Raw genomic sequence first — 22376 nt, forward strand, 5'->3', positions numbered from 1 at the left:
GCCTGTCAGGCTGACGATCATCTTCCGGACAGAACTTGCACTGTTCGGTACCTGACAGGCCGTCTGCCCGATCCGCCGGGACGGTGCCGGTCCGCCAGGACGGTGCCGGGCCGTCAGGCGGTGCCCGGGGCGGGGAGGAAGCCGGTGGTGCGGAAGTAGGACAGGTAGCGGATGAGGACCTCCTCGGTCAGGGGGGCGGGGCGGACGCCGAGGCGGGCTGCGGCCTCGGCGGTGCGGCGGGAGTCGAAGCGGCGGGCCGCCGCGGGTTCCGGGGCGGGGCCGGTCTCGCCGAGGAAGAGCTGGGCGGCGTTGTCGTGGCGGGCGGCGACGGTGGCGCGCCAGTGGTCGGCGGGCAGGGTGCGCAGGCGGTAGCCGAGGGTTTCGGCGGCGGCGAACACCTGGGCCAGGTCCGGGGGTTCGGGGTGGGTGAGGTGGAAGGTGCCGGTGCCGGCGGGGGCGGCGAGCACGAACGCGGTGATCGCGGCGCTGACGTAGTCCACCGGGACCCAGCCGGTGGAGCCGGGCGGCAGGTCGGGGACGGCTCCGGCCTGGAGGCAGCCCTTGATCAGCTGCCAGAGCAGGTCGCGGTCCTGGCAGGCCCCGGTGGCGGTGTCGCCGCTGATCCGGCCGGGGCGGTGCACGGTGACCGGCAGGCCGCGCTCCCGGGCCAGGGCGACCAGGCCCTCGGCGACCCACTTGCTCTGCGCGTAGCCGTCCGGCAGCGCCTCGACCGGACCCGCGGGGGTGCGTTCGGTGACGGTGGCCGGGCCGCCGGTCGCCGGGTGGACGCCGGTGGTCGAGACGTGGTGCAGGCCGGGGGAGCGGGAGTCCGCCAGCAGGCGCAGCAACTCCTCGGTGCCCGCGACGTTCGCGCCCCGCAACTCCCGGTACCCCGCCGCGAAGTTGACCCGGGCCCCGTTGTGCACGACCGGCCCCAGCCGGCGCAGCAGCGCCGCCCGCGCCTGCGGGTCGAGCCCCAGCCCGGGCGCGCCGAGGTCGCCGGGCACCGGGCGGACCAGGTCCCGGTAGTGCTCCCGCCACAGCCCGTACCGCCGCAGGTTCCGTTCCAGCCGCAGCGCCCCGTCCCGCTCGTCCGCGGCCCGCACCAGGCAGTCCACCGGCCCGCCGGTCGCCTCCAGCAGGTCGCGCAGCAGGAACGCCCCGAGGAACCCGGAGGCACCCGTCAGCAGTGGCACGGGAGCGGGCAGGACGGCCCGGGGCCGGTCAGCCCGGGGCCGGGCGGTGCCGGTGATGTCGGGGGCCAGCCGCACCTCGGCGGCCCAGTCCACCGCCTCCGCTCCCGCACCGGACCCGGGCGCGGGCCCGTCCAGCAGGCGGGCGACGCCCTCCGGGGTCGGGGCCGCGAACAGGGCGCGCAGCGAGAGGCGGCGGCCGCAGCGCTCCTCGATCCGCTGGGCGAGGGTCACCACCAGCAGGGAGTGGCCGCCGGAGGCGAAGAAGTCGTCGGTGGCGGCGACCCCGGGCAGGCCCAGGGTCTGCGCGAACACCTCGCACAGCACCCGTTCCCGCTCGGTGCGCGGCCCCCGCCCGGCGGTGGCCGGGCCCTCGGGGGCGGGCAGCGCGCGGCGGTCGGTCTTCCCGTTGGGGGTCAGCGGCAGCGCGTCCAGCCGGACGTACGCGGCGGGCACCAGGTGCCCGGGCAGCACGTCCGCCAGCCGGGCCCGCAGTTCGGCGGCGTCGGTCGGGGCGCCGTCCGGCCCGTCCGGGACGGTGTACGCGACCAGCCGCCGGTCGCCCGGCCGGTCCTCGCGGACCACGACGCAGGCCGCCGCGACGCCCGGCAGCGCGGTGAGCGCCGCCTCCACCTCGCCCGGTTCGATCCGGAAACCGCGCAGCTTGACCTGCTCGTCGGCGCGCCCGACGTACTCCACCTGCCCGTCGCGGCGCCAGCGGGCCAGGTCGCCGGTGCGGTACATCCGCTCGCCGGGCGCCCCGGCCGGGTCGGCGACGAAACGGGACGCGGTCAGGCCCGGGCGGCCCAGGTAGCCGCGCGCCAGGCCCTCGCCGGACACGTACAACTCGCCCACCACGCCCGGCGGGACGGGCGACAGCCGGGCGTCCAGGACGCGCACCCGGGTGCCGTCCACGGGAACGCCGATCGGCACCGCCCGGTCCGGCCGCTCCCCGGCCGGGAGGGCTCCGGCGGGCCGGAAGCCGCTCATGGTGGCGCAGACCGTGGTCTCGGTGGGGCCGTACGCGTTGACCAGGAAGCGCCCCGGGGCCCAGGCGCGGGCCAGCGCGGGCGGGCAGGTCTCGCCGGCCAGCACCAGGGTGGTCCCGGCGGGCAGCGAACCGGCGGGCAGCACGGCCAGGGCGGCCGGGGGCAGGGTCAGGTGGGTGATGCCGTGCTCGCGGACCCGGGCGGCCAGCGCCGGGCCCGGCAGCAGCGCCTCACGGGTGTCGAGCTCCAGGCAGGCACCGGACAGCAGGCCCATGCACAGCTCCCAGAACGCGGCGTCGAAGCTCACCGACGCCAGTTGCAGCACCCGGCTCCCGTCCCCCGCCCGCAGCCGCTCCCGCTGGGTGCCCGCCAGCGCCGCGATGCCCCGGTGGGTGACCACCACGCCCTTGGGCCGCCCGGTCGAGCCCGAGGTGTAGATCACGTACGCGGGGTGGGCCGGGTCCACCGCGGGCTCCGGCCCCGGCGGCACGTCCGGAGCACCGCCGGCCGCGTCGGGGTACAGGTGCGGCACCGCCGAGCCCGGCAGGCCCGCGTGCACCTCGGGCGTGGTGAGCAGCAGCCGGGGCGCGGCGTCCTCGAGCATGTACGCCAGCCGGGCCGCCGGGTAGGCCGGGTCGAGCGGCAGGTAGGCGGCCCCGGCCCGCAGGACGGCCAGCAGGGCCACCGCCAGGCCGCTGTCGCGGGGCAGCGCGACCGCGACCCGGTCCTCGGGGCCGACGCCCAGCGCGGTCAGCCGGCGGGCCAGCGCCCCGGCGCGGGCGTCGAGCTGACGGTAGGTCAGGGTGGTGCGCGGGTCGCGGACGGCGGGCGCGTCGGGTGTGCGGCGCAGCTGCCGGGCGAACAGCTCCGGGAAGGCGGCGGGCGGCTCGGCCCGCGGGCCGGTGCCCCAGCGCTCCAGCCGGGCCTGCTCGGCCGGGTCGAGCACCGGGTAGGCGTGCAGCGGCAGGCCGGGGTCGTCGGTGACGGCCCGCAGCAGCCGCACCAGCCGCTCGGCCAGCGCCCGGACGGTGTCGGCGTCGAACAGCGCGGTCGCGTAGTCGACGGTGGCGGCCAGGCCCCCGGCGCCGTCCGGGACCGAGCCGTCCGGGGCCGCGCCGTCCGGGGTCGCGACGAAGGTGAAGGACAGGTCGAACTTGCTGGCGCCCAGGTCCACCGGCACCGGGCGGACCGCCAGCCCGGGGAGTTCGGCGGGCGCGGCGGGGGAGTGGTTCTGCAGCACCAGCATGGTCTGGAACAGCGGGTGGTGGTCGGCCCGGGCCGGGTTCAGCAGCTCGACCAGCCGCTCGAACGGCACGTCCTGGTGGGCGTACGCGGCCAGGTCGAACTCCTTGACGCGGTCCAGGAGTTCACGGAACGTCGGGTCCCCGGACAGGTCGGTGCGCAGCACCAGGGTGTTGACGAAGAAGCCCACCAGGTCGGCGGTCGCCTCGTCGGTGCGCCCGGCCACCGCGGTGCCCAGCGGGACGTCCTCGCCCGCGCCGTGCCGGTGCAGCAGCAGCGCCAGCGCGGCCTGCAGCACCATGAACTCGCTGCACCGCCCGGCCCGGGCCAGCGCGGTGATCCGCCCGGCGGTGGCGGCGTCCACGGTGAAGTGGTGGGTGGCGCCGCCGTGCCCGGCCCCGGCCGGTCGCGGCCGGTCGCAGGGCAGCTCGATCCGCTCGGGCAGGCCGGCCAGCGCCCCGCGCCAGAAATCCAGCTGACGGGACGCCAGGGACTCCGGGTCGTCCTCGGCGCCGAGCAGCTCGCGCTGCCACAGCGTGTAGTCGGCGTAGTCGACCGGCGGCGGCGCCCAACCGGGGGCGCCGCCCGCCAGCCGGGCCCGGTAGGCGGCCCCCAGGTCGCGGAAGAGCGGCGCCAGCGAGGAGCCGTCCGCGGCGATGTGGTGCACCACCAGCACCAGCACGTGCGCGTCGGCGGCCTCCCGCAGCAGCACCGCCCGCAGCGGGACCTCGCGCTCCACGTCGATCGGCTCGGCGACCGCCGCGGCCACCCGGTCCGCGCACTTGCCCGGCTCGACGTCCTCCACCGCGAACGGCAGCCGCACCTCGGCGCCCGGCACGATCCGCTGCACCGGCCCGTCCGGCCCGTCCGGCCCCGACGGCCCCGACGGGAAGACGGTGCGCAGCGCGGCGTGCCGCTCCACCACGTCGTGGCAGGCCAGCCGCAGCGCGTCCACGTCCAGCGGCCCGTCCAGGCGCACCGCGAACGGCACGTGGTAGGTCGCGGACGGGCCGTCCAGGCGGTGCAGGAACCACAGCCGCTGCTGGGCGGGGGAGAGCGGCAGCCGGGCGGGCCGCGGGCCGCGGCGCAGCGCCGGGCGGGCCGGGCGCCCGGCGTCGCGCAGGGCCGCGGCGAGCGCCGCGACCGTCGGGTGCTCGAACAGGGTGCGGATCTGCGCCTCGGTGTCCAGCGCGGAGCGGATCCGGCCCACCAGCAGCGTCGCCAGCAGCGAATTGCCGCCCAGCGCGAAGAAGTTGTCGTCCGCGCCGACCCGGGGCAGGCCCAGCGTCCCGGCGAACAGCCCGGCCAGGATCTCCTCCCGGCCCTCCAGCGGCGCCCGGCCGCCGGTCGGCGCGGCCGCCGCGGGGGCGGGCAGCGCGGCCCGGTCGAGCTTGCCGTTGGCGGTCATCGGCAGCGCCTCCAGCACCACCACCGCCGAGGGCACCAGGTACGCGGGCAGCCGGCCGCCCAGGTACCCGGCCAGCGCCGCCGGGTCCGCGGTCCGGCCCGCCGCCGGGACGGCGTACCCGACCAGGGCCCGGTCGCCCGGCCGGTCCTCGCGGACCACGACGCAGGCCGCCCGCACCGACGGGTGGGCGCGCAGCACCGCCTCCACCTCGCCCGGCTCGATCCGGTGGCCGCGCAGCTTCACCTGCTGGTCGGCCCGCCCCACGTAGGCGACGCTCCCGTCCGCGCACCGGCGCACCAGGTCGCCGGTGCGGTACATCCGGGAGCCCGCCGGGCCCGCCGGGTCGGCGACGAACCGGGCGGCGGTCGCCCCGGGCTGCCCCAGGTAGCCGCGGGCCACGCCCGGCCCCGCCAGGTACAGCTCGCCCTCCGCGCCGTCCGGCACCGGCCGCAGCGCGCCGTCCAGCACCAGGGCGCGCACCCCGTCCAGCGGCCGCCCGACCGGCGGCGCCCCGGCCGGGGCGCCCGCGGCGGGCACCCGGTGCAGCAGCGCGAAGGTGGTGGCCTCGGTCGGCCCGTACGCGTTCAGCACCCGGGTGCCGGGGTGCGCGGCCGCCAGGCGCTGCAGCACCCCCGGCGCGGCCGCCTCGCCGCCGCAGGCCACCAGCCGCAGCAGGCCCAGCGCGCCCGGGTCGGTCTCGGCGACCACGTTGAACAGCGCCGTGGTCAAGAACGCCGCCCGCACCCCGTCCCGCTCCACCGCCTCGCGCAGCGCCGCCGGCTGCAGCACGCCCTCCGGCGCCACCACCACCCGGCCGCCGCGCAGCAGCGGCACCCACAGCTCGAAGGTCGCCGCGTCGAACACGTACGCCGAGTGCAGCAGCACCGCCTCGCCCGCGCCGTCCCCGTCCCAGGTCCGGTCGGCGGCCAGCGCGGCCACGTCCGCGTGCGTGACGCCCACCGCCTTGGGCAGGCCGGTCGAGCCGGAGGTGAACATCACGTACGCCAGCCGCCGCCCGCCCGCCGGGGCGGGCAGCGCGCCGGGCCGCTCCGGCGCCCCGGCCAGCACCCGGCCCGCGCCGTCCACGGTCAGCACCCGCACCCCGGGCCCCAGCGCCCGCACCCACGGGTGCCCGGCGTTGGCCCCGTCCACCACCAGCAGCCGCGGGGCCGCCGCCGCGGCCACCCGCTCCAGCCGCTCGGCCGGCCAGCGCGGGTCCAGCGGCACGTACGCGCCGCCCGCCCGCAGCACCGCCAGCGGCGCGCTGACCTGCGCGGCCGACCGGCCCAGCAGCAGGCCCACCCCCTCCTCCGGGGCCACCCCGAGACCGGCCAGCGCACCCGCCAACCCGTCCGAAACATCCACGAGTTGACGGTAGGTCAGGTGCTCGCCCGCCCCGGCCACCGCGACCGCGCCCGGCCGCCCGGCCGCCCGCCGGGCCACCGCCGCCGCCAGGTCGGTGCCCTCGACGCCGGCCGGCAGCGCCGCCCCCGCGCCCCGGGCCAGCAGCCGCTCCCGCTCGCCCGCCAGCAGCACCGGCAGCGCGTCGGCCCGCCCCGCCAGGCCCCCGCCCAGCACCTCCAGCAACTGCCGCAGCCGGGCCACCGTCCGCTCCGCCCACGGCCGCTCCAGCACCGAGGGCCGGAAGGCGAAGGTGATCCGCAGCGTCCGGCCCGGCGCCACCGTCAGGGTCAGCGGGTAGTGCGCGGCGTCGCTGCCCGCCATGCCGGTCACGGCCAGGCCCGGCAGCGCCCGCCCGGCCGCCCGCAGGCCCTCCTGGTCCAGCGGGTAGTTCTCGAACACCAGCAGGGTGTCGAACAGGGTGTCCAGGCCGGTGGTCGCCGCGATGTCGGTCAGCCCCACGTGCTGGCTGCCCAGCAGCGCGCCCTGCTCGTCCTGCAACCGGGCCAGCAGCGCCGCCAGGCCCTCGCCCGGCCGCACCGCCAACCGCACCGGCACCGTGTTGATGAACAGGCCGACCATCGACTCGACCCCGGGCAGCTCCGGCGGCCGCCCCGACACCGTCGTCCCGAACAGCACGTCCGAGCGGCCGGTCAGCCGCGCCAGCAGCAGCCCCCACGCGCCCTGCACCAGCGTGTTCAGCGTCAGCCGGTGCGCCCGGGCGGTGGCCCGCAGCCGCTCGGCGGCCGCCGCGTCCAGCTCCAGCACCAGCGTCTCGGGCAGCTCGCCCGCGCCCGCCGCCCCGGCCGCCGCCCGCCCCGCCAGCAGCGTCGGCGCCTCCACCCCGGCCAGCGCCGCCCGCCAGGCGTCCAGCGCCGCGCCCCGGTCCTGCCCGGCCAGCCAGGCCAGGTAGGAGCGGTACGGGGCGACCCGGGGCAGCCCGGCCGCGTCGCCCCCGCTCCCGTACAGCTCGAACAGCTCGCGCAGCAGCAGCGGCACCGACCAGCCGTCCAGCAGGACGTGGTGCGCGGTGATCACCAGCCGGTGCCGGTCCGGGCCGGTGCGCAGCAGCGCGAAGCGCATCAGCGGCGGGGAGGCCAGGTCGAAGCGCCGCACCCGGTCGGCGGCCAGGAACTCCCGCAGCCGCCCCTCCACCGCCGCCGCCCCGCCCCCGGCGGCCGCCAGGTCCTGCTCGTGCAGCGGCACCGGCACCTCGGCCGCCACCGCCTGCACCGGCTGGTCCAGGTCCTCGTGCAGGAACCCCACCCGCAGGTTGGCGTGCCGCCGCAGCAGCGCGCCCAGCGCCGCCCGCAGCACCGCCGCGTCCACCCCGCCCTCCAGCGACAGCACGAACTGCGAGGTGTACACGTCCACCGCCTCGGCGTCGTACAGCGCGTGGAAGAGCATGCCCGCCTGCAACGGCGTCAGCGGCAGTACGTCCTCCAACTGGAACCCGGTCATGCGCGTCCACCCCACTTGTTCTGCAGTCGGTCGAGTTGGGCCTGGTCCAGCGAGACCAGGGGAAGGTCGGACGGCGTCCAGCCGCCCGCGTCGGGCTGCGCGGAGTGCTCCGCGACCGCCCGCAGCGCCCGGTCGAAGGCGTCCGCGAGCGCCGCCACGTCCGCCTCCCCGAGCAGGTCGGCGGCCCACGTCCAACGGGCCGTCAGGCGCGGGCCGTCCGGCCCGTCCTCGGTGTGCGCGTTGACGTCCAGCACGTGGTGCACCGGCATGCCCGGGTCCGCCGGAGCCGGCGCGCCGCCGTCCGGCAGCACCTCCCAGTCCGCCGCCGGGCCGTCGCCGGGCGCCGGGTGGCGGCCCAGGTAGTTGAAGCCGATCCGCGGCCCGGCCCCGCCGGACAGCCGCCCCCGGGCGGCCGGGTCCAGGTGCCGCAGCACCCCGTACCCGACGCCGTGGTCCGGCACCGCCCGCAGCTGCTCCTTGACGTTCTTCACCGCCCGGTCCACCAGCCCGGCGTCGAACCGGCCCGGCGCCCGCGGGTCCAGCGGCCCCGGGTCCAGCAGCACCGGGTACAGGCTGGTGAACCAGCCCACCGTGCGCGACAGGTCCAGGCCCTCGGCGAGCTGCTCGCGCCCGTGGCTCTCCAGGCCCACCAGCACCCCCGCCCGCCCGTCCGACCCGGACCGCTCCGCCCGCCAGGAACGCACCGCCAGCGCCAGCGCCGTCAGCAGCACGTCGTCCACCCCGGCGTGGAACGCCTGCGGCGCCGTGGTCAGCAGCTCCCGGGTGCAGCCGGCCGCCGGACGGGTGGTCAGCGACCGGGTCCGCCCCGCCGTGTCCCGGGCCGCGTCCAGCGCCCGGGCGCCCAGCGGCGGCTCCTCGGCCCGCGCCACCGCCTCCCACAGCGGCAGCTCGCCCGCCCGGTCCCCGGCCGCGCCCTGCGCCGCCAGCAGCCGCGCCCAGGCCCGGTACGAGGTGCCCACCGGCGGCAGCACCGCGTCCGGCGCGCCCGACACCGCCCGCCAGGCGGTCGCCAGGTCCTCGACCAGGATCCGCCAGGACACCGCGTCCACCGCCAGGTGGTGCACCAGCAGCAGCAGCCGCCCGCGCGCGGACGGCCCCGCGTCGCACCACACCGCCTCCAGCACCCCGCCGTGCGTCGGCCGCAGCCGCCCCCGGGCCCGCTCGCCCTCGGCGGCCAGCACCTCCCGCACCCGCGGCTCGGCCAGGCCCGCCACGTCCAGCCGCACCAGCCGCGGCCCGACCGGCACCGCCCCGCGCGGCAGCGCCTCCAGCGCCGCCGCACCGCCCGCGGCCCGGGTCACCCGCACCCGCAGCATGTCGTGGTGGTCGACCAGCAGCTGCAGCGCCGCCGCCAGCCGCTCCCGGTCCGCCCCGGCCGGGGTGCGCAGCACCACGGACTGGTGGTAGCCGTCGGTGGGGCCCGGCCGGTCCAGGAACCAGGCCGCGATCGGGGTCGGCGGCATGGCGCCCGTCCCGTCCCCGGCCGCCGCCGCGGGCACCGCGCCCGCCGCCCGGGCCACCTCGGCCACCGCCCGCGGCGTCCGGTGCAGGAACACGTCGCGCGGGGTGACCAGCAGCCCCGCCTCCCGGGCCCGGCTGACCAGCTGGATCGACAGGATGCTGTCCCCGCCCAGCGCGAAGAAGTCCTCCTCCGGCCCGACCTCCGGCACCCGCAGCACCCCCGCGAACACCTCGCACAGCACCCGCTCCGGCCCGGCCGCGGGCCGGCCCGCCCCGCTCCCGGCCACCGCCGCCGCGGGCCGCGGCGGATCGGGCAGCGCCCGCCGGTCCGCCTTCCCGCTGGGCAGCAGCGGCAGCGCCGCCAGCCGCACGAACACCGCCGGCACCAGCGCCGCCGGCAGCACCTGCGCCAGCCGGGCCCGCAGCTCCGCGTCCGACGGCAGCGCGCCGCCCGCCGCGGGCACCAGGTAGGCCACCAGCCGCTCCGCCCGCACCAGCACGCAGGCCGCGCCCACCCCGTCCAGCGCGGTCAGCGCCGCCTCCACCTCGCCCGGCTCGATCCGCAGGCCGTGCAGCTTCACCTGGTCGTCGTCGCGCCCCAGGTAGCGCAGCAGCCCGTCCGCGCCCCGCCGCACCAGGTCGCCGGTGCGGTACATCCGCGTCCCGTCCGCCGCGAACGGGTCCGCCACGAACCGGGACCCGGTCAGCGCCGCCCGCCCCAGGTAGCCGCGGGCCAGGCCCGCACCCGCCAGGTACAGCTCGCCCACCGCCCCCGGCGGCACCGGCCCCAGGGCGTCGTCCAGCACGTACGCCCGCAGGTTGTCCACCGGACGCCCCAGCGGCACGCCGCCCGCCCCGTCCTCCGCGGGCCGCCAGCGGTGCGCGGTGGCGTCGATGGTCGCCTCGGTCGGCCCGTACAGGTTGTGCACCGCCACGCCCCAGGCCCGCGCGGCCCGCCCGGCCAGCGCCCCGGTCAGCGGCTCGCCGCCGCACAGCACCGCCCGCAGCGCGGCCGGCGCCGCCTCCCGCTCCGTCTCGCCCAGCACCAGCGCCAGCAGCGACGGCACGAACTGGGCCACCGTCACGCCCTCGGCGCGCATCCGGGCCAGCAGCCCGGCCGGGTCGTGGTTCAGCTCCGGCGGCACCGGGCAGGTCGCCCCGCCGTGCAGCAGCGGCAGCCAGGTCTCCCACACCGAGGCGTCGAAACTCGGCGAGGTCCTGGCCAGCACCCGGTCCGCCCCGGTCAGGCCCAGGTGCCCGGCCAGCCACGCCATGTGGTTGACCAGCCCCGCGTGGGTGACCAGCACCCCCTTGGGACGGCCGGTGGAACCCGAGGTGTGGATCACGTACGCGGCGTCCAGCGGCGCCGGGTCCACCAGCGCCACCTCCGGGACCTCCCCGGCCCCGTCCGGCGCCCCGCCGCCGTCCAGCGCCAGCACCGGCACCGGCAGCTCCGGCAGCGCCGCCAGCACCCCCGCCGGGGCCAGCAGCAGCACCGGCCGGGCGTCCTCCACCACGAACCGCAGCCGCCCCGCCGGGTACTGCGGGTCCAGCGGCAGCCACGCCGCGCCCGCCTTCGCCACCGCCAGCATCGCCACCACCTGCTCCGCGGTGCCCGGCATCGCCAGCGCCACCACGTCCCCGCGCCGCACCCCGCGCCCGCGCAGCCGCCGCGCCAGCGCGTCCGAACGCGCGTCCAGCTCCGCGAAGGTCAACGACGCCGCGCCGGCCCGCACCGCGAGCGCGTCCGGGGTGCGCGCGCACTGCGCCCGGAACGCCCCCGGCACCGACCGCTCCGCCACCGCCCGCACCGGCCCGCGGGCCGCCTCGGCCAGCGCCGCCCGCTCCGCGCCGTCCAGCACCGGCACCGCGCCCACCCGCAGCCCCGGATCGGCCGCCAGCACGCCCAGCAGCCGCACCAGCCGCTCCGCCAGCGCCCGCGCCGTGGCCGGCTCGAACAGGTCCGCGGCGAACTCCAGCGTCCCGTCCAGCCCCAGCGGGCGGCCCCGCCCGTCCCGGCGCTCGGCGAAGGTGAAGGTCAGGTCGAACTTGCTGATCCCGGTGCGCACCGGCTGCTGCGCCACCACCAGCCCCGGCAGCTCCAGCTCCGCCCCGGCGTTGTTCTGCAGCGCCAGCATCACCTGGAACAGCGGGTGGCGGCTCTCGGTCCGCTCCGGCTCCAGCGCGTCCACCAGCCGCTCGAACGGCACGTCCTGGTGCGCGTACGCCGCCAGGTCGAACTCCCGCACCCGGTCCAGCACCTGCTCGAACGTCGGGTCCCCCGACAGGTCGGTGCGCAGCACCAGCGTGTTCACGAAGAAGCCCACCAGCTCGTCCAGCGCCTCGTCGGTGCGCCCCGCCACCGGCGTGCCCAGGGCGATGTCCTCGCCCGCGCCGTGCCGGTGCAGCAGCACCGCCAGCGCCCCCTGCAGCACCATGAACAGGCTGCAGCCGCGCGAGCGGGCCAGCGCGTCCAGCGCCCGGTGGGTGTCCGGGTCCACCGGGAAGGCGAACGCGTCGCCCCGGTGCGAGGCCACCGCCGGCCGCGGCCGGTCCACCGGCAGCTCCAGCACGTCCGGCAGATCCGCCAACGCCTCCTCCCAGAACGCCAGCTGACGCGCCGCCAGCCCCGCCGGGTCGCCCTCGTCGCCCAGCAGGGCGCGCTGCCACAGCGTGTAGTCCGCGTACTGCACCGGCAGCTCCGCCCAGCCCGGCGCCCGCCCCGCCGACCGGGCCCGGTACGCCGCGCCCAGGTCCCGGGACAGCGGCGCCAGCGACCAGCCGTCGCCCGCGACGTGGTGCACCAGCAGCACCAGCACGTGCGCGTCCGGCCCCAGCCGCAGCAGCCGGGCCCGCACCGGGCGCTGCACCGCCACGTCGAAGGCGTACGCCGTCTCGGCCGCCAGCACCGCGTCCAGCTGCGCCGGGTCCACCTCCCGCGGCGTCAGGTCCAGGTCCGCGCCCGCCGCGTCCAGCACCACCTGCCGGGGCACGCCCCCCGTCTCCGGGAAGACCGTGCGCAGGCTCTCGTGCCGCCCCACCACGTCGGTCAGCGCCCGGCCCAGCGCCGCCGCGTCCAGCGGCCCGTCCAGCCGCAGCACCAGCGGCACGTTGTACGTCGCGCTCGGCCCCTCGAAGCGGTGCAGGAACCACAGCCGCTGCTGCGCGTACGACAGCGGCAGCGGATCGGGCCGCCCGGCCGCCCGCTCCAGCCGGGGCCGCTCGGCCCGCGCACCGTCCAGCGCCGCCGCCAGCGCGGCCGGCGTCGGGTGCTCGAAGACCGTCCGCACCTCGGTGTCCACGTCCAGCACCGAGCGCAGCCGGGCCGCCAGCCGGGTCGCCAGCAGCGAGTGCCCGCCCAGCGCGAAGAAGTCCTCGTCCGCACCGACCGACGCCCGGCCCAGCAGGTCCGCGAACAGCCCGCACACCAGCTCCTCGCGGGCCGTGCGCGGCGCCCGCCCCGCCCCGGCGCCCGCCCCGTCCTCGGGCACCGGCAGCGCCGCCCGGTCCACCTTCCCGTTCGGGTTCAGCGGGAACGCCGCCAGCAGCACCACCGCCGCCGGCACCATGTACCCCGGCAGCACCCGGCCCACCGCCCGCGCCAGCTCCGCCGGCCGCGGCGCGGCCCCGGCCGCCGGGACGACGTACGCCACCAGCCGCCGGTCGCCCGGCACGTCCTCGCGCACCAGCACGAACGCGTCCGCGACCTCCGGCAGCGCCGCCAGCACGCCCTCGATCTCGCCCGGCTCCACCCGGTAGCCGCGCAGCTTCACCTGCCCGTCGGCCCGGGCGACGTACGCCACCTCCCCGTCCGCCGTCCAGCGCACCAGGTCGCCGGTGCGGTACATCCGCGAGCCGTCCGCCGCGAACGGGTCCGCCACGAACCGCTCCGCGCTCGCCCCCGGCCGGCCCAGGTAGCCGCGCGCCACGCCCCGGCCCGCCAGGTACAACTCGCCCACCACGCCCGGCGCGACCTGGTTCAGCGCCGCGTCCAGCACGTGCAGCCGCATCCCGTCCAGCGGCCGCCCGATCGGCGGCGGACCGGCCGGCAGCCCGGGGGAGACCCGGTGGCGGGTGGCGAACGTGGTCGTCTCGGTCGGCCCGTACACGTGCAGCACCGCCGTGTCCGGCGCGGTCGCCGCCACCCGCTGCATCGCGTCCGGCGAGGCCAGCTCCCCGCCCGCGCACACCACCCGCAGGCCCGCGAACGCCCCCGGGTCGGTCTCCGCCACCACGTTGAACAGCGCCGTGGTCAGGAACAGCGCCGTCACCCCCTGCTCGTGCACCGCCACGTCCAGCGTCCGGGCCTCCAGCAGCCCCGGCGGGGCGACCACCACCCGGCCGCCGTTCAGCAGCGGCGCCCAGACCTCGAACGTCGAGGCGTCGAAGACGTACGCCGAGTGCATCAGCACCGCGTCCACCGCCCCGTCCGCCCACGCCCCGTCCGCGGCCAGCGCCGCCACGTCCGCGTGGCTCACCCCGACGCCCTTGGGCAGACCGGTCGAACCCGAGGTGAACATCACGTACGCCAGCGCCTCCGGGCCCGCCACCCGGGCCGGACGCCCCGGCCGCGGCGGCGCGCCGCGCAGCACCCGCCCGCACCGGTCCAGCACCACCACCGGCAGGCCCCGCTCCGCCACCCACGGCGACCCGGCCCCCTCCTCGTCCACCAGCAGCAGCCGCAGCCCCGCCACCTGCGCCACCCGGTCCAACCGCTCGCCCGGCCAGCGCGCGTCCAGCGGCACGTACACCGCCGCCGCCCGCACCGCCCCCAGCGAGGCCGTCACCTGCGCCGCCGAACGCCCCAGCAGCACCCCCACCCGGTCCTCCGGACCCACCCCGTGCCCGGCCAGCACCCCCGCCAACTCCGCCGACAGCCCGTCCAGTTCGCGGTAGCTCAGCACCCCGCCGCCGTCCACCACGGCCGGCGCGCCCGGCGCGTGCCGGACCTGCCGGCCGAACAGCGCGGGCAGCGTCCCCGCCACCGCCGAACCCGGCCCCGAGGGCAGCTCCCGCGCCGTGCCCCAGCGCGACAGCCGCAGGTGCTCCCCGGCCGTCAGCAGGTCGTACCCTGACACCCGCCGGTCCGGCTCGGCCGCCACCAGCTCCAGCAGCCGCACCAGCCGGGCCGCCAGCGCCTCGGCCGTCGAACGGTCGAACAGCGCGGTGGCGTACTCCAGCCCCGCGGCCAGCCCGCCCGCCCCGGCGGCTCCGGCGCCGCCCGCCCCGGTGCTCCGGCGTCCCCGGCGCCCCCGGTGTCCTCGGCGAAGGAGAAGGTCAGGTCGAACTTGCTCAGCCCGTTGTGCACCAGCCGCTGCTCCACCGCCAGCCCCGGCAGCTCCGGCCGGGCCGCCCGCTGGTTCTGCAGCACCACCACGGTCTGGAACAGCGGGTGGTGGTCCCGGGCCCGCACCGGGTTCAGTTCCTCCACCAGCCGCTCGAACGGCACGTCCTGGTGCGCGAACGCCGCCAGGTCGAACTCCCGCACCCGGCCCAGCAGTTCACGGAACGTCGGATCCCCGACAGGTCGGTGCGCAGCACCAGCGTGTTCACGAAGAACCCCACCAGGTCCGCCAGCGCCTCGTCGGTCCGCCCCGCCACCGGCGCCCCCAGCGGCACGTCCTCGCCCGCCCCGTGCCGGGACAGCAGCGCCGCCACCGCCGCCCGCAGCACCATGAACAGCGTCCCGCCCGCCGACCGCGCCAACCCCAGCAGCGCCGCGTGCAGCGCCGGCGGCACCTCGAACTCCACCACGCCCCGCGCGGATCCGCCACCGCCGGCCGCGGCCGGTCCCACGGCAGCTCCACCAGCCCCGGCAGCCCCGCCAACGCCCCCCGCCAGTGCGCCAACTGCTCCCGCAGCAGCGCCCCGTCCTCCCGCAGCAGCTCGCGCTGCCAGCACGCGTAGTCCGCGTACTGCAACGCCCGCCCCGCCGCCGGCTCCGGAACGCCGCCCGCCAGCCGGGCCCGGTAGGCCGCCCCCAGGTCCCGCACCAGCGGCCCCAGCGACCAGCCGTCCCCCGCGATGTGGTGCAGCACCAGCACCAGCACGTGGTGCTCCGGCGCCGGCCCGCAGCAGCCGCACCCGCAGCGGCGGGTCCACCAGCACGTCGAACGGCTCGCCGACCGCCGCCAGCACCGCCGCCTCCAGGTCCTTCGGCGCCGTGCTCTCCACCGGCGGACGCGGCACCGCCACCGCCGCGTCCAGCACCACCTGGTGCGGCACCCCGTCCCGCTCCGGGAACACCGTGCGCAGCGACTCGTGCCGCCCCACCACGTCCAGCAGCGCCCCGCCCAGCGCCTCCGGGTCCAGCGCACCGCGCAACTCCAGCACCAGCGGCAGGTTGTACGCCGAACCCGGCCCCTCCATCCGGTTCAGGAACCACAGCCGGCCCTGCGCGAACGACAGCGGCACCGGACCGGACCGCTCCACCGCCCGCACCGGCGGCCGGCCCGACTCCGCGGCCGGCTCCAGCACCCGCGCCAGCGCCGCCGCCGTCGGGTGCTCGAACAGCGTGCGGACAGCCAGCTCCGCGCCCAGCACCGACCGCACCCGGCCCACCACCCGCATCGCCAGCAGCGAGTGCCCGCCCAGCTCGAAGAAGCCCTCCTCCGGCCCGACCTCCGCCCGCTCCAGCACCTCCGCGAAGATCCCCGCCAACAGCTCCTCGCGCACCGTGCGCGGCGCCCGCCCCGCCCCGGCGCCCCCGGCCCCCTCCGCGGGCACCGGCAGCGCCGACCGGTCCACCTTCCCGTTGGGCAGCACCGGCAGCGCCTCCAGCACCACCACCGCCTCCGGCACCAGGTACCCGGGCAGCACCCCGGCCAGCGCCCCCGCAACGCCCCCGCCGCCACCCCCGGCGCGACCGCGTACCCCACCAGCCGCGGCCGCCCCGGCACGTCCTCCCGGACCACCGCGCACGCCGCCGCCACCCCCGGCAGCGCCAGCAGCGCCGCCGCCACCTCGCCCGGCTCGACCCGGAACCCGCGCAGCTTCACCTGCTCGTCGGCCCGCGCCACGTACTGCAGCAGCCCGTCCGCACCCCACCGCACCAGGTCGCCGGTCCGGTACATCCGCGAGCCGTCCGCCCCGAACGGGTCCGCCACGAACCGCTCCGCCGTCAGCCCCGGCCGCCCCAGGTACCCCCGGGCCAGGTTCGCCCCCGCCAGGTACAGCTCCCCGGCCACCCCCGCCGGCACCGGCCGCAGCCGCCCGTCCAGCACGTACGCCCGCATCCCGTCCACCACCCGGCCGATCGGCACCGAGCCGCCCGCCACCGGCCCCGCCACCCGGTGCGCGGTCGCGTCGATGGTCGCCTCGGTCGGCCCGTACAGGTTGTGCACCGCCACCCCCCAGCGCCCCGCGACGGCCTCGGCCAGCCCCCGGGGCAGCACCTCCCCGCCGCACAGCACCGCCCGCAGCCCGGCCGACGGCCGCTCCGCCCCGCCCCGGCCGCCCCCCTCGCCCAGCACCAGCGCCAGGTGCGAGGGCACGAACTGGGCCACCGTCACGTCGGAGCGGCGCATCCAGTCGAGCAGCTCGCGCGGCTCCCGGTTGGCCCCGGCCGGGGCCACGCACACCTCCGCGCCGCAGGTCAGCGGCAGCCACAGCTCCCACACCGAGGCGTCGAAGCTGGTCGAGGTGCGGGCGAGCACCCGGTCGTCCGGGGTCAGCCCCAGGTGCCGGGCCATCCACGCCATGTGGTTGGCCAGCGCCAGGTGCGGGACGACCACGCCCTTGGGACGGCCGGTCGACCCGGAGGTGTAGATCACGTACGCGGCCTCCGCCGGACCGGCCGGACCGGCCGGACCGCCGCGGCCCGCCGGGGCCGGCGGCAGCGGGGCGTCCAGCGCGAGGCGGGGCACCCCGGTCGCCGCCGCCGACACCGCGGCCGGGACGTCCGGCCCGGTGAGCAGCAGCGCGGGCCGGGCGTCCGCCAGCATCTGCCCGATCCGCGCGGCCGGGTAGCCGGGGTCCACGGGCAGGTAGGCGGCGCCCGCCCGCAGCACCGCGAGCATGCCCACCACGGCCTCCACCGAGGGCGCCGCGGCCAGCGCCACCAGCGCACCCCGGCCCGCACCGCGCCCGCGCAGCACGGCGGCCAGCGCGTCCGCCCGGGCGTCCAGCTCGGCGTACGTGAGCCGGGTACGGGCGTCCCGGACGGCGGGCGCGCCGGGCGTGCGGGCCGCCCACCGGGCGACCTGCTCGGGCACGTTCAGCCCGGGCAGCGGACGCTGCTCGCCGCGCCCGCCCGCCAGCAGCCGCTCGCGCTCCGGCCCGGTCAGCGGGTCGAAGTCCCCGACCGCCCGGTCGGGGTCCGCGACGGCCAGCGCCAGGACGCGCGCGAACCGGTCCGCGAGCGCCCGCGCCGTCCCCGCGTCGAACAGCTCGGCGGCGTACTCCAGGTGCCCGCCCAGCCGAACCGTTCCGCCACCCGCCCCGCCATCCCCGGCCCGGACCCCGGCCCCGGCCCCGCTCTCGGCCCTGGTTTCTGCTCCGGCCCCGGTCTCGGCCTTCGCCTCGGCCCCGGCTTCCGCCCCGGCCCCGGCTTCCGCCCCGGCCCGGGTCTCGGTCAGCGAGAAGGTCAGGTCGAACTTGCTGGTCGTCGGCGCCCCGGACAGGTCCCGCACCGTCACGCCGGGCAGGTCCAGCTCGGGTGCCCGCTGGTTCTGCAGCACCAGCATGGTCTGGAACAGCGGGTGGTGGCCGCCGGAGCGGTCCGGGTTGAGGTCCTCCACCAGGCGCTCGAACGGCAGGTCGGCGTGGCCGAACGCGGCCAGGTCGAACTCCCGCACCCGGCCCAGCAGTTCACGGAACGTCGGGTCCCCGGACAGGTCGGTGCGCAGCACCACGGTGTTGACGAAGAAGCCGACCAGCTCGTCCAGCGCCTCCTCGGTGCGCCCGGCCAGCGCCGTGCCCAGCGGGACGTCGGTGCCCGCGCCGTGCGCGTGCAGCGTCACCGCGAGCGCCGCGTGCAGCACCATGAACGGCGTGCAGCCGCTCTCCCGGGCCAGCCGGACCAGCCCGGCGTACGCCTCGGCGGGCAGCTCGAACGGCACCGCGCCGCCCCGGTGCCCGGGAACCGCCGGGCGGGGGCGGTCCAGCGGCAGCGCCACCGGCCCGGGCAGGCCGGCCAGCGCCCCGCGCCAGAAAGCGAGTTGACGGGACGCCAGGGACTCCGGGTCGTCCTCGGCGCCGAGCAGCTCGCGCTGCCACAGCGCGTAGTCGGCGTACTGGACGCGCAGCGCGGGCCACTCGGGCACGCCGCCGCCGGTCCGGGCCCGGTAGGCGGCCGCCAGGTCCCGGCACAGCGGGGCCAGCGACCAGCCGTCGGCGCCCACGTGGTGCAGCACCAGCACCAGCACGTGCCGCTCCGGTCCGGTCCGCAGCAGCCGGGCCCGCACCGGCAGGTCGGCGGTCAGGTCGAAGGGAGCCCCGGCCGCCTGCCGCACCGCCCCCGCCACCCAGCCGTCCCCGTCCGCCGGAGAGCCCCCGTCCCCGTCCGCCCGGACGCCCTCGACGACCTCCAGCGGCACCCGCGCCGCGGCCTCCGCCGCGTCCAGCACCACCTGCCGGGGCACGCCGTCGCGCTCGGCCAGCACCGTGCGCAGGCTCTCGTGCCGGGCCAGCACGTCCGCCAGCGCACCGCTCAGCGCCGCCGCGTCCAGCGGCCCGTCCAGGGCCAGCACCAGCGGCACGTTGTAGACGTCCCCGGCGTCCTCGGCCCGGTTCAGGAACCACAGCCGCCGCTGCGCGAACGACAGCGGCAGCGGATCGGGCCGCCCCGCCGCCACCAGCGCGGGCCGCCCCGCCCCCGCCGGGCCGAGCACGGCCGCCAGCGCGGCCACCGTCGGGTGCGCGAACACCTCGCGCAGCCCCACCTCGGCCCCCGTCGCCGCCCGGATCCGGGCCACCAGCCGGGTCGCCAGCAGCGAGTGCCCGCCCAGCGCGAAGAAGTCGTCCTCCCCACCCACCGCGGGCACCCCGAGCACGTCCGCGAACAGCCCCGCCAGCAGCTCCTCGTACGGGGTGCGCGGCGCGCCGCCCCCGGCGGCGGCGAGCGGCGGCGCGGGCAGCGCCCGCCGGTCCACCTTGCCGTTGGCGTTCAGCGGCAGCGCGTCCAGCAGCACGAACGCGCCCGGCACCGTGTACGCGGGCAGCACCCGGCCCAGCGCCCGGGCCAGCGCCGGGCCCTCCACCCGGGCCCCGGGCTCCGGCACCACGTACGCCACCAGCCGCGGGTTGCCCGGCACGTCCTCGCGCACCAGCACCCGCACGTCCCGCACGCCCGGGCGGGCCAGCAGCGCGTTCTCCACCTCGGCGGGCTCGATCCGGAAGCCGCGCAGCTTCACCTGCCCGTCGGCCCGCCCCGCGTAGTCGACGTCCCCGTCCGCCGTCCAGCGCACCAGGTCGCCGGTGCGGTACATCCGCGAGCCGTCCGCCGCGAACGGGTCCGCGACGAACCGCCCGGCGGTCAGGCCCGGCCGGCCCAGGTAGCCGCGCGCCACCCCCGCCCCGCCCACGTACAACTCGCCCACCACGCCCGGCGGGACGGGACGCAGCGCCGCGTCCAGCACGTACAGCCGCATCCCGTCCAGGGCCCGGCCGATCGGCGGCACCCCGTCCGCGCCGGGCCGCACCCGGTGGCGGGTGGCGAAGGTGGTGGTCTCGGTCGGCCCGTACACGTGCAGCACCGCGGTGTCCGGCGCGGCCGCGGCGACCCCGCCCATCACCCCGGGGGCGGCCGCCTCGCCGCCCGCCGCGACCAGCCGCAGGCCCGCGAACGCCCCCGGGTCGGTCCGGGCGATCTCGTTGCACAGCGCGGTGGTCAGGAACAGCGCGCTCACCCCGTGCCGCTCCACCGCCGCCCGCAGCCCGGCCGCGTCCAGCACTCCCGGCGGGGCGACCACCACCCGGCCGCCGTTCAGCAGCGGCGCCCAGACCTCGAACGTCGAGGCGTCGAAGACGTACGCCGAGTGCATCAGCACCGCGTCCACCGCCCCGTCCGCCCACGCCCCGTCCGCAGCCAGCGCCAGCACGTCGGCGTGGCTCACCCCGACGCCCTTGGGCAGACCGGTCGAACCCGAGGTGAACACCGTGTACGCCAGCCGCCCGCCGGGCACCGCCCCCGGCAGCGGGCCGGGCCGCGGCGGCGCGCCGTCCAGCACCGCGCCCGACCGGTCCACCACCAGCACCGGCAGCCGCCCGGCCGCCCCCGCCACCCAGTCCGTCCCGGCCGCCGCCGCGTCCACCACCAGCGCCCGCACCCGGCCCACCCCGGCCACCCGCTCCAGCCGTTCGGCCGGCCAGTCCGGGTCCATCGGCACGTACACCGCGCCCGCGGACACCGCGCCCAGCGAGGCCGTCACCACCGCGGCCGACCGCCCCAGCAGCACCCCCACCCCGTCCTCCGGGCCGACCCCGTGCCCGGCCAGCGCCCCGCCCAACCCGGCCGCCAGCCGGGCCAGTTCCCGGTAGCTCAGCACCGCGTCGCCGTCCACCACGGCCGGCGCGTCCGGGCCGGCCGCCGCCCGGGCCGCGAACGCCGCCGCCAGCCCGCCCGCGGCCGGGTCCGGCAGCGCGGCGCCCCGCCCCTGCTCCACCAGCCGCCGGGCCTGCTCCGCGTCCACCAGCGGCAGGCCGTCCACCGCCGCGTCCGCGTCCGCCGCGGCGAACGCCGCCAGGAAACCGGACACCGCCCGCTGGTGCAGCCGCACGTCCTCGGGGTGGTACAGCCCCGGGTCGGTGTCGAAACCGATCAGCGGACCCGTCCCCTCGGCCCGCTCGGCGACGAACAGCGACACGTCGTCCACCGGGCCGATCGACAGCACCCGGGAGGTGGCCCGGCTGCCCGCGAAGTCCAGACCGTAGTCGTAGCCCATGACGTTCACCACCAGGTCGGTCAGCCGCGCCCCGCCGTCCGCCAGGTTCAACGCCCGGGCCAGCTCGGCGCGCGAGAAGCGCCGGTGCCGCAGCGCGCCGCGCATCTCCGCGGCCACGGCCCGCACCAGGCCGCCCACCGTCGCCCCCGGCTCCACCGCCAGCGGCAGCGGCAGCACGGTGGCGGTCATCCCCACCGCCTCCCGGAACCGGCCCGGCCGCCCGTGCGAGGCCAACCCCAGGCACACCTCGGACCGCCCGGCCACCCGCGCCGCGTACGCGGCGACCGCCGCGACCAGTACGGCGCTCCAGGTGGTGCGGTGCTCGGCGGCCAGCCGCCGCAGGCCCTCGAACACCGGCAGCGGCATCGTCCCGCCCGTGTGCAGCGCCCCGCCCCCGCCCGCCGGGGCCCCGTCGGTGCGCCGCCGCAGCGGCGTACCCGCACCGGCGTCGGTGCGCCGCCGCAGCAGGGTGCCCGCACCGGCGTCGGCCGGCCGGTCGGCGAACCGGCCCACCCAGTACGCCCGGTCCGCCGCGTACTGCTCCGAGGCCCGGTAGGCCGCCTCCTCCGCCACCAGCGCCCGCAGCGGCCCGCCCACCGGCCCCGCGACCTCGACCGGCTCCGCCCCGCCCGCCGCCCGGGTGTACAGCTCGGCCACCGCCCGGGCCACCACCGCGCCGCTCAGCCCGTCCATCGAGATGTGGTGGTAGCGGACGTACCAGTAGTGCAGTCCGGGCCCGAGCCGCAGCAGCGCCCAGTGGTGCGAGGGCGCCGCGAGGTCGTCGACGGCGGCCATGTCCCGCGCCATGTACCGCTCCGCCGCCGCCACCGGGTCCGGTTCCCCGCCCAGGTCCACCCGGCGCAGCCGCTCCCGCACGCCCTCCGGCCGCACCACCCGCTGGCGCACCGCGCCGTCCCGCTCGACCAGCACCGCGTTCAGGCTGTCGCAGTGGTGCACCACCCGGTCCACCACCGCGGCGAACAGCTCCTCGTCGAGCCCGCCGCGGATCTCCAGGCACTCGCCGATGTTGTACTTCGCGCTGTCCGGGTCGACCAGCTGGCCGTACCGCACCCCCTGCTGGGCGGCGGTCAGCTCCAGCAGTTCCGGCAGCTCCGGCAGCGGTTCCGGCAGTTCCGGGGCGGTTTCGGGCGAGGGGACGGGACGGTATTCAGACATGCCGACGACACCTTCGGTGGGGGTTTCCAGCGACGAATGGGAACGGCTGCGGGAACGGCCGACCGCGCGGTCGGCCCAGGGGCGTCCGCGGGGTGAATTCCCACTGAATGAAGGGGATTGCCGACGGGCCGCGGAACGTGCC

General features: G+C 78.9%; 3 protein-coding genes and 3 pseudogenes. All 6 read right to left on the minus strand.

Annotated elements, in window-relative coordinates; translation table 11 throughout:
• Window positions 1-113: 113 nt before the first annotated feature.
• Entirely contained in the window at window positions 114-7694 is a 7581-nt protein-coding gene (locus EDD39_RS36755) for a non-ribosomal peptide synthetase (protein WP_123563902.1), read from the minus strand.
• Complete coding sequence (locus EDD39_RS42825; protein ID WP_123563903.1) at window positions 7691-14296, minus strand: non-ribosomal peptide synthetase; 6606 nt, start codon at window positions 14294-14296, stop codon at window positions 7691-7693. The genes EDD39_RS36755 and EDD39_RS42825 overlap by 4 nt, the downstream gene beginning before the upstream one ends.
• A pseudogene (locus tag EDD39_RS42830) lies at window positions 14233-15077 on the minus strand (condensation domain-containing protein). The gene EDD39_RS42825 and the pseudogene EDD39_RS42830 overlap by 64 nt, the downstream one beginning before the upstream one ends.
• Window positions 15005-15226: pseudogene (locus EDD39_RS42835) on the minus strand (condensation domain-containing protein); the annotation flags it as partial. The pseudogenes EDD39_RS42835 and EDD39_RS42830, both read right to left, overlap by 73 nt.
• 76 nt (window positions 15227-15302) lie before the next feature.
• A pseudogene (locus EDD39_RS42840) lies at window positions 15303-15545 on the minus strand (condensation domain-containing protein); the annotation flags it as partial.
• A 5-nt stretch (window positions 15546-15550) separates the two neighbouring features.
• Window positions 15551-22234 carry a non-ribosomal peptide synthetase gene (locus tag EDD39_RS42845; protein ID WP_123563904.1) on the minus strand — a complete coding sequence of 2228 codons (6684 nt, stop codon included), beginning with the start codon at window positions 22232-22234 and terminating at the stop codon, window positions 15551-15553.
• Window positions 22235-22376 lie beyond the last annotated feature (142 nt).

Source organism: Kitasatospora cineracea, assembly GCF_003751605.1.
GTDB lineage: Bacteria > Actinomycetota > Actinomycetes > Streptomycetales > Streptomycetaceae > Kitasatospora > Kitasatospora cineracea.

Coding starts and splice junctions, on each gene's coding strand:
- EDD39_RS36755 (WP_123563902.1), bottom strand. CDS start 7,694: ATGACCGGGTTCCAGTTGGAGGACGTACTGCCGCTGACGCCGTTGCAG.
- EDD39_RS42845 (WP_123563904.1), bottom strand. CDS start 22,234: ATGTCTGAATACCGTCCCGTCCCCTCGCCCGAAACCGCCCCGGAACTG.